Genomic DNA, 14,409 nt, shown 5'->3' with positions numbered 1-14,409 from the left:
TATGAGTGAATTTTCCCAGACAGTCCCCGAACTGGTTGCCTGGGCCAGGAAAAACGATTTCTCCATCTCGCTGCCGGTCGACAGACTCTCTTTCCTGCTGGCGGTTGCCACGCTGAACGGCGAACGGCTGGATGGCGAAATGAGCGAGGGTGAACTGGTGGATGCGTTCCGCCACGTCAGTGATGCGTTTGAGCAAACCAGCGAAACCATTAGCGTGCGTGCCAACAACGCGATCAACGATATGGTGCGTCAACGTCTGCTGAACCGCTTTACCAGCGAGCAGGCGGAAGGAAACGCCATCTATCGCCTGACGCCGCTGGGCATCGGCATCACCGATTACTATATTCGCCAGCGTGAATTTTCCACGCTGCGCCTTTCCATGCAGCTGTCGATCGTGGCGGGTGAGCTTAAGCGCGCCGCCGACGCGGCGGATGAAAACGGTGACGAATTCCACTGGCACCGTAACGTCTATGCCCCGCTGAAATACTCGGTGGCGGAAATCTTCGACAGCATCGATCTCACCCAGCGCCTGATGGACGAACAGCAGCAGCAGGTGAAAGACGATATCGCCCAACTGCTGAACAAAGACTGGCGAGCGGCCATCTCCAGCTGTGAGCTTTTGCTGTCAGAAACCTCCGGCACGCTGCGTGAGCTCCAGGATACGCTGGAAGCCGCAGGAGACAAGCTGCAGGCCAACCTGCTGCGCATTCAGGATGCGACCCTGGCGCATGACGATCTGCATTTTATCGACCGCCTGGTGTTCGATCTGCAGAGCAAGCTCGACCGCATCATCAGCTGGGGTCAGCAGTCGATCGACCTGTGGATCGGCTACGACCGACACGTGCATAAATTTATCCGTACCGCGATCGATATGGATAAAAACCGCGTGTTTGCCCAGCGCCTGCGCCAGTCGGTTCAAACCTATTTCGATGCGCCGTGGGCGCTGACCTATGCCAACGCCGATCGTCTGCTGGATATGCGCGACGAAGAGATGGCGCTGCGCGATGAAGAGGTGACCGGTGAACTGCCGCCGGATCTGGAGTACGAAGAATTTAACGAAATTCGCGAGCAGCTTGCGGCGATGATCGAAGAACAGCTCGCGGTCTACAAAACCAGACAAGCACCGCTGGATCTTGGGCTCGTGGTGCGCGACTATCTGGCGCAATATCCGCGCGCGCGCCACTTCGACGTTGCCCGCATCGTGGTAGACCAGGCGGTACGCCTGGGCGTCGCGCAAGCAGATTTCACCGGACTGCCGCCGAAGTGGCAGCCAATTAACGATTACGGAGCCAAGGTACAGGCGCATGTCATTGACAAATATTGAACAAGTGATGCCGGTTAAGCTGGCACAGGCGCTGGCGAATCCGTTATTTCCGGCGCTGGACAGCCAGCTGCGTGCCGGTCGTCACATTGGCTTAGACGAGCTGGATAATCACGCCTTTTTGATGGACTTCCAGGAGTACCTGGAAGAGTTTTACGCCCGCTACAACGTGGAGCTGATCCGCGCGCCGGAAGGCTTTTTCTACCTGCGCCCGCGCTCCACGACGCTGATCCCGCGTTCCGTGCTCTCCGAGCTGGATATGATGGTCGGCAAAATTCTTTGCTACCTCTACCTCAGCCCGGAACGTCTGGCGAATGAAGGCATCTTCACCCAGCAGGAACTTTACGACGAGCTGCTGACGCTGGCGGATGAGAGCAAGCTGCTCAAGCTGGTGAACAACCGCTCCACGGGGTCGGATCTTGACCGTCAGAAATTACAGGAAAAGGTGCGCTCTTCCCTGAACCGCCTGCGTCGCCTGGGGATGGTCTGGTTTATGGGCCACGACAGCAGCAAATTCCGCATCACGGAATCTGTCTTCCGCTTCGGCGCCGACGTGCGTGCGGGCGATGACGCGCGTGAAGCGCAGCTTCGCATGATCCGCGACGGTGAAGCGATGCCGGTGGAAAACCATTTGCAGCTCAATGATGAGCATGAAGAAAATCTGCCGGATAGCGGGGAGGAAGAGTAATGATTGAACGCGGTAAATTTCGCTCACTGACGCTGATTAACTGGAACGGCTTCTTCGCCCGAACGTTCGATCTGGACGAGCTGGTGACAACCCTCTCCGGCGGTAACGGTGCGGGTAAATCCACCACCATGGCGGCGTTTGTCACGGCGCTGATCCCTGACCTGACGCTGCTTCACTTCCGTAACACTACCGAAGCGGGCGCGACAAGCGGCTCTCGCGATAAGGGCCTGCACGGTAAGCTGAAAGCGGGCGTCTGTTATTCGGTTCTGGACGTCATTAACTCCCGCCATCAGCGCGTGGTCGTGGGCGTGCGCCTGCAGCAGGTTGCCGGTCGCGACCGTAAAGTGGATATCAAACCGTTTGCCATCCAGGGGCTGCCAACCTCCGTGCAGCCGACGGCGCTGCTGACGGAAACCCTGAACGAACGACAGGCGCGCGTGCTGACGCTGCAGGAGCTGAAAGATAAGCTTGAAGCGATCGAAGGCGTGCAGTTCAAGCAGTTCAACTCGATTACCGACTATCACTCGCTGATGTTCGATCTGGGCGTGGTGGCGCGTCGTCTGCGCAGTGCATCAGACCGTAGCAAATACTACCGCCTGATCGAAGCGTCCCTGTACGGCGGGATCTCCAGCGCCATTACCCGCTCCCTGCGCGACTACCTGCTGCCGGAAAACAGCGGCGTGCGTAAGGCCTTCCAGGATATGGAAGCGGCGCTGCGTGAAAACCGCATGACGCTGGAAGCGATCCGCGTGACCCAGTCGGACCGAGACCTGTTTAAACACCTGATAAGCGAAGCCACCAACTACGTGGCCGCAGACTACATGCGCCACGCCAACGAGCGCCGCGTGCATCTCGATCAGGCATTAGAATACCGTCGCGAGCTGTTTACCTCCCGCAAACAGCTGGTGGCAGAGCAGTACAAGCACGTCGAAATGGCGCGCGAGCTGGGCGAGCACAACGGTGCCGAGGGCGATCTGGAAGCCGACTACCAGGCCGCCAGCGATCACCTGAACCTGGTGCAGACCGCGCTGCGTCAGCAGGAAAAAATCGAGCGCTATGAAGCGGACCTCGACGAGCTGCAGATTCGTCTCGAAGAGCAGAATGAGGTGGTGGCCGAAGCCGCCGAGATGCAGGAAGAGAACGAAGCCCGCGCCGAAGCCGCCGAGCTGGAAGTGGATGAGCTGAAAAGCCAGCTTGCCGATTACCAGCAGGCACTGGACGTGCAGCAGACGCGAGCGATTCAGTACAACCAGGCGCTGCAGGCGTTACAGCGCGCGAAAGAGCTGTGTCATTTGCCTGACCTGACGCCGGAAAGCGCCGACGAGTGGCTGGACACCTTCCAGGCCAAAGAGCAGGAAGCGACCGAGAAACTGCTTTCACTCGAACAGAAAATGAGCGTTGCGCAAACGGCGCACAGCCAGTTTGAGCAGGCGTATCAGCTGGTGGTAGCGATTAACGGCCCGCTGGCGCGTAACGAAGCCTGGGACGTTGCCCGTGAACTGCTGCGCGACGGCGTTAACCAGCGCCATCTGGCGGAACAGGTTCAGCCGCTGCGCATGCGTCTGAACGAGCTGGAGCAGCGCCTGCGCGAGCAGCAGGAAGCCGAACGTCTGCTGGCGGAATTCTGCAAGCGTCAGGGAAAACATTACGATTTCGACGAGCTCGAGGCCCTGCATCAGGAGCTGGAAGCGCGTATTGCGGCCCTGTCCGATACCGTATCAAACGCCAGCGAACAGCGCATGACGCTGCGTCAGGAGCTGGAGCAGATTCAGGCTCGTTCGAAGAGGCTCCTGGAGCGTGCGCCGGTCTGGCTGGCAGCACAGAGCAGCCTGAACCAGCTTGGTGAACAGTGCGGCGAGCAGTTCGAATCCAGTCAGGAAGTGACTGAATACCTTCAGCAGCTGCTGGAGCGCGAGCGCGAAGCCATCGTTGAGCGTGACGAGGTGGGTGCCCGCAAGCGCGACGTCGACGACGAAATTGAGCGCTTAAGCCAGCCGGGCGGGTCAGAGGATCCGCGCCTGAATGCGCTGGCCGAGCGTTTCGGCGGCGTGCTGCTGTCCGAGATTTATGACGATGTTGGCCTCGACGATGCCCCGTACTTCTCCGCGCTGTACGGTCCATCCCGTAACGCGATTGTGGTCCCGGATCTGTCGCTGATTTCAGAGCAGCTAGCTGGTCTGGAAGATTGCCCGGAAGATCTCTACCTGATCGAAGGGGATCCGCAGTCGTTCGATGACAGCGTATTCAGCGTCGACGAGTTGGAAAAAGCGGTGGTGGTGAAGATCGCCGACCGCCAGTGGCGTTACTCCCGCTTCCCGGAACTGCCGCTGTTTGGCCGCGCCGCGCGCGAAAGCCGCATCGAAAGCCTGCACGCCGAGCGTGAAACGCTGTCTGAACGTTTTGCGACCCTGTCGTTTGACGTGCAGAAAACCCAGCGCCTGCACCAGGCGTTCAGCCGCTTTATCGGCAGCCATCTCGCCGTAGCGTTTGAAGCAGACCCGGAAGCCGAAATCCGCAAGCTCAACACCCGCCGTGGCGAGCTGGAGCGGGCCATTGCCAGCCATGAAAGTGATAACCAGCAGAGTCGCGTTCAGTTTGAACAGGCGAAAGAGGGCGTCGCTGCCCTTAACCGCATCCTGCCGCGCCTGAATCTGCTGGCGGATGACACGCTGGCCGATCGCGTGGATGAGATCCAGGAGCGTCTGGATGAAGCGCAGGAAGCCGCGCGCTTCGTCCAGCAGCACGGCAATCAGCTGGCGAAGCTGGAGCCCGTCGTCTCTGTCCTGCAGAGCGATCCGGAACAGTTCGAGCAGTTAAAAGAAGATTATGCCTGGTCGCAGCAGGTGCAACGCGAAGCGCGTCAGCAGGCGTTTGCCCTGACGGAGGTGGTGCAGCGTCGCGCCCACTTTGGCTACTCCGATTCGGCTGAAATGCTGAGCGGTAACAGCGACCTGAACGAAAAGCTGCGTCAGCGCCTTGAGCAGGCGGAGGGGGAACGTACCCGCGCCCGCGAAGCAATGCGCAGCCACTCCGCACAGCTGAACCAGTACAATCAGGTGCTGGCCTCGCTGAAAAGCTCCTTCGACACCAAGAAAGAGCTGTTAAACGACCTGCAGAAAGAGCTTCAGGACATTGGGGTTCGCGCCGATAGCGGGGCGGAAGAGCGCGCGCGTATCCGTCGTGACGAGCTGCATTCACAGCTCAGCAATAACCGCGCGCGTCGCAATCAGCTCGAAAAAGCGCTGACCTTCTGCGAAGCGGAAATGGATAACCTGACCCGTCGCCTGCGCAAGCTGGAGCGCGACTACTTTGAGATGCGCGAGCAGGTGGTGACGGCGAAGGCGGGCTGGTGCGCGGTGATGCGCATGGTGAAAGACAACAACGTTGAGCGTCGCCTGCACCGTCGCGAGCTGGCGTACCTCTCCGCCGATGAGCTGCGCTCCATGTCGGATAAGGCGTTGGGTGCCCTGCGTCTGGCGGTGGCGGATAACGAACACCTTCGCGATGTCCTGCGCATGTCCGAAGATCCGAAACGTCCTGAACGTAAAATCCAGTTCTTCGTGGCGGTTTACCAGCACCTGCGCGAGCGTATTCGTCAGGACATTATCCGTACCGACGATCCGGTTGAAGCCATCGAACAGATGGAAATCGAGCTGGGGCGTCTGACGGAAGAGCTGACCTCCCGCGAGCAGAAGCTGGCGATCAGCTCCCGCAGCGTGGCGAACATCATACGCAAAACCATTCAGCGCGAGCAGAACCGTATCCGCCAGCTGAACCAGGGGCTGCAGAGCGTGTCGTTTGGCCAGGTGAACAGCGTGCGCCTTAACGTCAACGTGCGTGAAGCCCACGCGACGCTGCTCGACGTGCTCTCCGAGCAGCACGAGCAGCACCAGGATCTGTTCAACAGCAACCGTCTGACCTTCTCCGAAGCGCTGGCGAAGCTGTACCAGCGCCTGAACCCGCAGATTGATATGGGACAGCGCACGCCGCAAACCATCGGTGAAGAGCTGCTGGACTACCGTAACTACCTGGAAATGGAGGTTGAGGTAAACCGTGGCTCTGACGGCTGGCTGCGCGCGGAATCCGGAGCGCTCTCTACCGGTGAAGCGATTGGTACCGGGATGTCCATTCTGGTGATGGTGGTACAGAGCTGGGAAGATGAAGCGCGACGCCTGCGCGGAAAAGACATCTCCCCTTGCCGACTGCTGTTCCTGGATGAAGCGGCGCGTCTTGACGCCCGCTCCATTGCCACGCTGTTCGAGCTGTGCGAACGTCTGGATATGCAGCTCATTATCGCTGCGCCGGAAAACATCAGCCCCGAGAAGGGCACGACCTACAAGCTGGTGCGTAAAGTGTTCCAGAACAGCGAACACGTGCACGTTGTCGGGCTGCGTGGCTTTGCGCCGCAGCCGCCTGAGTCATTGCCGGAAACCACGGCGGACGCTTCCTGAAGCGTCTTCTGACATGAAGCGGCGCCCTGGCGCCGCTTTTTTTTTAAACTTAACTTGTGCTTAGGGCTGCGTTATCTTTAAACTTCTTTACATAAGGTAAGGCAACAGCTTAGCCGTCTACCTATAATGAAAGAAAGCCCCAACGTGATGGGCATGTCGTGAAAACAGGGGGCAAGGGATGTTGCTTAAGAAAGAATGTGGTCGTCAGCTGTCTGCGCTGAGTTTATGCCTGGCAGTGATGTTTGCTCCACTGTTAACCGCCCAGGCCGACGAGCCTGAAATTGTGCCGACTGACAGTTCGGCAACGACAGGCGCGCAGCCAACGTCGTTGTCACAGCCGCTGGAGCAGTCTCCGGCGACGGCTATTATGGCCGGTATTAAGCCGCTGCCTGAAGGCATCGACGCTGAATCGCTCAGCCAGCAGCTGCAGTCGGGGCTGCCGTCAGGCTACGCGCCTGTCTATCTCAATCAGCTCACGCTCCTTTATGCTGCCCGCGATATGAAACCGATGTGGGAAAACCGCGATGCCGTGCGCGCCTTCCAGCAGCAGCTGGCGGAGGTCGCGATTGCAGGGTTTCAGCCGCAGTTTACAAAGTGGGTCGAGCTGTTAACCGATCCTGCCGTCACCGGGCAGGCGCGGGACGTGGTGCTTTCCGATGCCATGATGGGCTATCTGCAGTTCGTGGCGGGCATTCCGGTCAATGGCAACCGCTGGCTTTACAGCGATAAACCCTACAAGCTGGCGACCCCCGCGCTGTCGGTAATTAACCAGTGGCAGTTAGCCCTGGACAATGGCGATTTGCCGCACTTTATTGCCAGCCTCGCACCGGCGCATCCACACTATGCCACCCTGCACCAGTCGCTCCTCGCGCTGGTGGGCGACTCGCGTCCGTGGCCGCAAATGCGCGGCACCGCGACGCTGCGTCCGGGACAGTGGAGCAGCGACGTGCCAGCCCTGCGCGAGATCCTGACGCGCTCCGGTCTTCTTGATGGCGGGCCGCATATCGCCTTACCCGGCGACGATCCGCAAAGCGCGGTGGTGAGTCCGTCAGCCCCCGTGAAAGAGAAAAAAGCGATTGCCGTCAGCAATAAACCTGCGGCATACGATCGCGAGCTGGTTGCGGCGGTTAAACAATTCCAGGCGGCCCAGGGGCTGGGTGCCGATGGCGTCATTGGCCAGACGACGCGCGACTGGCTGAACGTATCGCCTGCGCAGCGGGCAGGGGTGCTGGCACTCAATATCCAGCGTCTGCGCCTGCTGCCGGGAACGCTCTCGACCGGGATTATGGTTAACATTCCGGCGTATTCCCTGGTTTATTATCAGGACGGTAGCGAAAAGCTGGCGTCGCGCGTGATTGTCGGGCGTCCGGATCGTAAAACACCGATGATGAGCAGCGCGTTAAATAACGTGGTGGTTAACCCGCCGTGGAACGTGCCGCCGACCCTGGCGCGTAAAGACATTCTGCCGAAGGTCTGGAACGATCCGGGGTATCTGGAGCGTCATGGCTATACGGTGATGCGCGGCTGGAACAGCAAAGAGGCCATCGATCCTTATATGGTCGACTGGTCGACGATCACCGCGTCGAACCTGCCGTTCCGCTTCCAGCAGGCTCCCGGGGCGCATAACTCGTTAGGGCGCTACAAATTCAATATGCCGAGTTCAGATGCTATCTATCTGCACGATACGCCGAACCACAACCTGTTCCAGAAAGATACGCGCGCGCTGAGCTCTGGCTGCGTGCGCGTGAACAAAGCCTCGGAGCTGGCCAATATGCTGTTGCAGGATGCGGGCTGGAACGATACGCGCATCTCGGATGCCCTGAAGCAGGGGGATACGCGTTACGTTAATATTCGCCACAATATTCCGGTCAATCTTTACTATCTGACGGCGTTTGTGGGCGAAGACGGGCGTACCCAGTATCGTACAGATATTTACAATTATGATCTCACCGCGCGATCCAGCGCACAAATTTTGCCAAAAGCGGAACAATTAATCAGGTAAATGAAGCAGTTCGGGAAAAATGATTGTCGTAAGTTAGGGTGAATAAGGGGCTATATCGCTGCAAGCCGCGTATTCACTGGGGTTGGGCGCCTTGACGTACCCGGTTTTGCCAGTTAAGGTGCCCTTCGTGCGCTAAGCATATTACGATTTCTTTTACCTGTAGACCTGATTATCATGGACAAATTTGACGCTAATCGCCGCAAACTGCTGGCGTTAGGTGGTGTTGCGCTTGGCGCAGCGGCCATCTTGCCGACGCCAGCATTTGCCACCCTCTCGACACCTCGTCCGCGCGTTTTAACGCTCAACAATCTGCATACCGGTGAGTCGCTAAAAGCGGAGTTTTTCGATGGCAGAGGCTATATTCAGGATGAATTAGCAAGACTTAACCATTTTTTCCGTGATTTCCGCGCGAATAAAATAAAAGCCATCGACCCAGGACTGTTTGATCAGCTTTTCCGCCTTCAGGGCCTGCTGGGTACCAGCAAGCCGGTGCAGCTCATTTCTGGCTATCGCTCGATTGATACCAACAACGAACTGCGCGCCCACAGCCGCGGGGTAGCGAAAAAAAGCTATCACACGAAGGGACAGGCAATGGATTTCCATATTGAAGGCGTTTCGTTAGCCAATATTCGCAAAGCCGCGTTATCTATGCGCGCAGGTGGTGTAGGATATTACCCCAGCAGCAACTTTGTGCATATTGATACCGGTCCGGTTCGGCACTGGTAATAACGAAACACAGGAGCAGTATGAACTATCGTATTATTCCGGTTACCGCGTTCTCCCAGAATTGTTCACTCATCTGGTGCGAACAGACTAAACTGGCCGCGCTTGTCGATCCCGGCGGTGACGCTGAGAAAATCAAGCAGGAAGTCGCCGACAGCGGCGTGACGCTCATGCAGATTCTACTGACGCATGGCCATCTCGACCATGTAGGCGCAGCAGCTGAACTGGCTGCACACTACGGCGTGCCGATTATCGGTCCGGAAAAAGAAGATGAGTTCTGGCTGCAGGGGTTACCTGCTCAAAGCCGCATGTTTGGCCTGGATGAGTGTCAGCCGCTGACGCCCGATCGCTGGCTGAACGAGGGAGAGCGTATTAACGTAGGGAATGTGACTTTACAGGTGTTGCATTGTCCTGGGCATACGCCAGGCCATATCGTCTTCTTTGATGACCAGTCTCGTCTGCTGATTTCCGGCGATGTGATCTTCAAAGGTGGCGTAGGACGCAGCGATTTTCCGCGCGGCGACCACGGGCAGCTGATTCAGTCGATCAAACAGAAGTTGTTGCCGCTGGGTGATGACGTGACGTTTATCCCTGGGCACGGTCCGATGTCGACGCTGGGCTATGAACGGCTCCATAACCCGTTCCTTCAGGATGAAATGCCTGTCTGGTAACCCGAATAAAAAAAAGCCTGCATAACGCAGGCTTTTTTTATGGGCGCAAATTACAGTACGGCGACAATCGCTTCGCACAGTGGCGCCATGTTGTCAGGCGTCATGCCTGCCACGTTCACGCGGCCAGAGGCCACGGCGTACACGCCAAACTCTTCACGCAGACGCAGAACCTGCTCTTTGGTCAGGCCGCTGAAAGAGAACATGCCGTTCTGTTTGATGATAAAGCTGAAGTCGCGGTCCGCGCCTTTCTCAGCCAGGGTGTTCACAAACAGCAGGCGCATGCGCTGAATACGCTGACGCATATCGTTCAGCTCTTGTTCCCAGATCGCGCGCAGCGCATCGTTGCTCAGGATAGTAGCAACAACAGACGCACCGTGTGCCGGTGGGTTAGAGTAGTTCGCGCGGATAACCGATTTCATCTGGCTGAACGCGCGATCGACGGTCTCTTCGCTAGCGGCAACCAGCGTACAGGCACCTACACGCTCGTTGTACAGACCGAAGTTCTTGGAATAGGAGCTGGCAACGATCAGTTCCTGATGCACGGCTGCGAACGCGCGCAGGCCTTCGGCATCTTCTTCCAGACCGCGGGCGAAGCCCTGGTAGGCGAAGTCGAACAGCGGCAGCCAGCCTTTTTCTACGGACAGCTTCGCCAGGTGTTCCCACTGCTCAAGCGTAGGATCGATACCGGTTGGGTTGTGGCAGCAGCCGTGGAACAGCACCACGTCACCCGCCTGCGCTTCGCTCAGGCTCGCCAGCAGGCCGTCAAAGTCGAGAGAGTGGTTTGCCGCGTCGTAGTAGGCGTATTCACGCACTTCCAGACCCGCAGAGTTAAACACGCTCTTGTGGTTTGGCCAGCTTGGGTTGCTCACCCAGACACGCTTAACAGAGGTGTTTTTCGCAAGGAAATCCGCCGCCACGCGCAGCGCACCGGTACCGCCCGGGGTCTGTGCTGTACGCGCACGTTTGTCATTCACAATTGCGCTGCCTTTACCGAACAGCAGCTCCTGGGTGCAGCGACCAAATTCAGGAATACCATCAATACCGAGGTAGTTTTTGGTGGTTTCGTTTTCCAGCAGATACTGCTCGGCTTTCTTAACGCTGGTCAGTACCGGAGTTTTGCCGGTTTCATCTTTATATACACCAATACCCAGGTTGATTTTGCCAGGGCGGTCGTCGGCACGAAACAGATCGGCCAGGCCCAGGATCGGGTCGGCAGGAGCGGCGGTAATGTTCTCAAACATGACGAAGTTCCATTGTGATTACAGAAGTGAAATCCGCTATCAGGTTAACGGTAGATTTACAAAATGCCAACCGTTTGCGACGAAAAGCGTGCGGCTTTTCAAAAGTCGCCATTATTTTCTGTCATGCATAAAAAAACAGGGCCGAAGCCCTGTTCATTAAGCATATAACATCGTGGTGTACGGATTAGAACTGGTAGGTCACGCCCACAGCAGCCATGTCGTCGTTGCCGTTCAGGCCGCCAACGGCTTTCGCGTAGTCGGAGTCTTTGTCCAGCAGGTTGATGTAGTAGTCAGCCCACACGTTGAAGTTCTTGTTGAAGTAGTAAGTGGTACCAACCTGGATGAATTTAGCCAGATCTGCATCGCCACCGCTGAAGCCGCCAACGGCAGCCAGGTCTTTACCTTTGGTCTGCACGTAGGAGATTGCTGGACGCAGGCCGAAATCGAACTGGTACTGAGCAACCACTTCGAAGTTCTGCGTTTTGTTAGCGAAGCCAGCGTCACCGTTAGAACCGGTACGGGTGGTGTTACGGGTTTCTGCATAGGTGGTTGCCAGGTAGATGTTGTTAGCGTCGTATTTCAGACCAACACCCCATGCTTCAGCTTTATCACCTTCCCCATCAGCTTTCTGGTTCAGAGTACGGTTAGCGTTGCTATAAGATGCGATTGCACCGAAGCCTTCGCCGAAATCGTAGCCCAGAGAGTAGCCTACGCCGTCACCGTTAGAGGTTTTAACGTCAGTACGGTCGTTTTTGCCCTGGTACTGAACGCCCAGGCTCAGGCCGTCAACCAGACCGAAGAAGTTGCTGTTACGGTAGGTAAGCAGACCGGTGCTGCGGCTGGTCATAAAGTTATCAACATAGTTACCGCCCCAGGTCATACCTGAGAAGGACGGCGCCATATCGGTGTAAGATTCTACGTCGTAAACGATACCGTAGTTACGACCGTAGTCGATGCTGCCAGCGTCGCCCGCTTTCAGGCCAGCGAATGCCAGACGGTTTTTGTTAGTCTGAGTACCATTTTCAGCCTGGTTGGCCAGGAAACGGTATTCCCACTGGCCGTAACCGGTCAGCTGGTCGTTGATCTGGGTTTCGCCTTTGAAACCGATCTGCGCGTAGGTCGCGTCGTTATTGTTGGTGTTATCACCGGAGGTCACGAAATCGTGCTCGGCGTTAACTTTCCCGTAGAAGTCCAGTTTGTTGCCGTTCTTGTTATAGATTTCTGCAGCGTTCGCTGCACCGGCTACCAGCAGGGCAGGGATTACCACTGCCAGAATATTGCGCTTCATCATTATTTATTACCCTCATTGGTTTTTTTATGACACTCGCCACTGCCGTCAATAAATTCTGTCAATAAATATTTCCGGAACTATTGATGAGAGTTAGGTGTCTTTATGTATCTGACAGGCATCTTTCCATTCGCCGAAGCGTTTCGCTAGCCTGAAAGTGCTACAATTCTCAAGATTAAGTAACTGAAAGAAAATATGTGTAACTAAATGTGTAATATTGGGAACTTTGTGAAGCACCTCAAACTTCAGAGTGACCTGGCGAATTAAACGACAAAACCTATCCTATATATATGAATTGCTTATGATTAATTGAGATAAAGGTGATTCGTATAAACAGACAGTAAACGACTCTGTTTTTCTTATGACCTCAAAAAGACTTCTGGATGGCTGCAAGAGTGGTTGAAATTTGTGCTATTGCTTGAGCGTGTAATAATCGCAATAAGAATGGGGTTTATTTTTTGTCTCTGGATATTTCACGGAAACAAAACGTAACAGGTAGAGGTTGTGACGGGGTGAAGGTTTAAAGACGCTGACTTTGCACTGACGAAAACTGACAATACAGCATAAAATAATGGCCAGCATTTGCTGGCCATTTTAGCGTTTTACCGATTAGAAGCTGGCGTTACGTGGCGTACGTGGGAACGGAATCACGTCGCGGACGTTCTGAACACCGGTCACGTAAGCGATCAGACGCTCGAAGCCCAGACCAAAACCGGCGTGCGGTACGGTACCGTAACGACGCAGATCGCGGTACCAGCTGTAGTCGGCAGGGTTGAGCCCCATCTCTTCCATACGCGCGTCCAGCACGTCAAGACGCTCTTCACGCTGAGAACCCCCGATGATTTCACCGATGCCCGGCGCCAGGACGTCCATCGCTGCCACGGTTTTACCGTCTTCGTTAAGGCGCATATAGAAGGCCTTAATGTCTTTCGGGTAGTTTTTCACGACAACTGGCGCTTTGAAGTGCTTCTCAGCCAGGTAACGCTCATGCTCGGAAGAGAGATCCACGCCCCAGTAAACCGGGTTCTCAAACTTCTCACCGCATTTCTCGAGGATAGCTACCGCATCGGTATAGTCCACCTGGGCAAAGTCAGAGGACACAAAGCGCTCCAGACGTGCAATCGCTTCGTTATCGACACGCTCGGCGAAGAATTTCATGTCGTCAGGACGTTCTTCCAGCACCGCTTTGAAGACATACTTCAGCATCGCTTCCGCCAGACCGGCAACGTCGTCGAGGTCGGCAAACGCCACTTCAGGTTCCAGCATCCAGAATTCCGCCAGGTGACGGCTGGTGTTGGAGTTTTCGGCGCGGAAGGTTGGGCCAAAGGTGTAGATCTTAGACAGCGCGCAGGCGTACGTTTCGCCGTTGAGCTGGCCGGATACGGTCAGGAAGGCTTCTTTACCAAAGAAGTCTTTGTCGTAGTCCACTTTACCTTCCGGCGTGCGCGGCAGGTTTTCCATGTCCAGCGTGGAAACGCGGAACATCTCACCCGCACCTTCCGTATCGGACGCGGTGATAAGCGGAGTAGACACCCAGAAGTAACCCTGCTCATCGAAGAAACGATGCAGCGCCTGCGCCAGCGTGTGACGCACGCGCGCCACCGCACCAATCAGGTTGGTACGCGGACGCAGGTGGGCAACTTCACGCAGATATTCGATGCTGTGACGTTTTGCCGCCATCGGGTAGGTGTCCGGATCTTCAACCCAGCCGGTGACTTCAACGGCTGTGGCCTGAATTTCGAAACTCTGGCCCTGGCCCGGGGATGCCACGACCACGCCGGTGACAATAACGGAACAGCCCGTCGTCAGGTGCAGAACGTCATCATTGTAATTGGGCAGAGAATTATTAATGACGGCCTGTACAGGATCAAAGCAGGAACCGTCATAGACGGCGAGGAAGGAGATGCCAGCTTTAGAATCTCGGCGGGTACGCACCCATCCGCGCACGGTGACTTGTTGGTCAACGGCGACACGGCCCTGGAGTACGTCGGCTACAGGCACAACGCTCATAATATTCTCTCTGT

Annotated in this window: 9 protein-coding genes; 6 read left to right on the top strand and 3 right to left on the bottom strand. The window is 56.5% G+C overall.

All coding sequences use genetic code 11. The features are described 5' to 3' along the window. Position 1 precedes the first annotated feature (1 nt). From mukF to L6R44_RS08655, 6 genes are all read left to right on the top strand, one after another. Positions 2–1,324: a chromosome partition protein MukF gene (mukF, locus tag L6R44_RS08680; protein ID WP_032639283.1), complete on the top strand. Its 1,323-nt coding sequence runs from the start codon at positions 2–4 to the stop codon at positions 1,322–1,324. After that, positions 1,305–2,009, top strand: a complete 705-nt coding sequence (gene mukE, locus L6R44_RS08675; protein ID WP_008499954.1) for a chromosome partition protein MukE — start codon at positions 1,305–1,307, stop codon at positions 2,007–2,009. Before mukF ends, mukE begins: the two co-directional genes overlap by 20 nt. Further along, entirely contained in the window at positions 2,009–6,460 is a 4,452-nt protein-coding gene (gene mukB, locus L6R44_RS08670; RefSeq protein WP_237423887.1) for a chromosome partition protein MukB, read from the top strand. The genes mukE and mukB overlap by 1 nt, the downstream gene beginning before the upstream one ends. A gap of 178 nt (positions 6,461–6,638) precedes the next feature. Further along, positions 6,639–8,462 (top strand): L,D-transpeptidase, encoded by a 1,824-nt coding sequence (gene ldtD / locus L6R44_RS08665; RefSeq protein WP_237423886.1) that lies wholly within the window; start codon positions 6,639–6,641, stop codon positions 8,460–8,462. A 174-nt stretch (positions 8,463–8,636) separates the two neighbouring features. Beyond that, complete coding sequence (locus L6R44_RS08660) at positions 8,637–9,188, top strand: YcbK family protein (protein WP_032639289.1); 552 nt, start codon at positions 8,637–8,639, stop codon at positions 9,186–9,188. A 20-nt stretch (positions 9,189–9,208) separates the two neighbouring features. After that, positions 9,209–9,856, top strand: coding sequence for an MBL fold metallo-hydrolase (locus L6R44_RS08655; RefSeq protein ID WP_112781204.1), 648 nt, complete (start codon positions 9,209–9,211; stop codon positions 9,854–9,856). A gap of 50 nt (positions 9,857–9,906) precedes the next feature. On the opposite strand, the gene aspC is transcribed toward L6R44_RS08655, so the two are convergent. The 3 genes from aspC to asnS all read right to left on the bottom strand — a co-directional run bounded on the left by aspC (position 9,907) and on the right by asnS (position 14,395). Beyond that, entirely contained in the window at positions 9,907–11,097 is a 1,191-nt protein-coding gene (gene aspC, locus L6R44_RS08650; RefSeq protein ID WP_237423885.1) for an aspartate transaminase, read from the bottom strand. Between the two features lie 184 nt (positions 11,098–11,281). Next, positions 11,282–12,388 carry a porin gene (locus tag L6R44_RS08645; RefSeq protein WP_272930053.1) on the bottom strand — a complete coding sequence of 369 codons (1,107 nt, stop codon included), beginning with the start codon at positions 12,386–12,388 and terminating at the stop codon, positions 11,282–11,284. Between the two features lie 606 nt (positions 12,389–12,994). Further along, positions 12,995–14,395 (bottom strand): asparagine--tRNA ligase, encoded by a 1,401-nt coding sequence (gene asnS, locus L6R44_RS08640; protein ID WP_032639297.1) that lies wholly within the window; start codon positions 14,393–14,395, stop codon positions 12,995–12,997. Positions 14,396–14,409 lie beyond the last annotated feature (14 nt).

The organism is Enterobacter cloacae complex sp. ECC445 (assembly GCF_021892025.1).
Classification (GTDB): Bacteria; Pseudomonadota; Gammaproteobacteria; order Enterobacterales; family Enterobacteriaceae; genus Enterobacter; species Enterobacter chengduensis.
The sequence above is the reverse complement of the archived record's forward strand: the minus strand, read 5'-3'. Positions and strand labels throughout refer to the sequence as shown.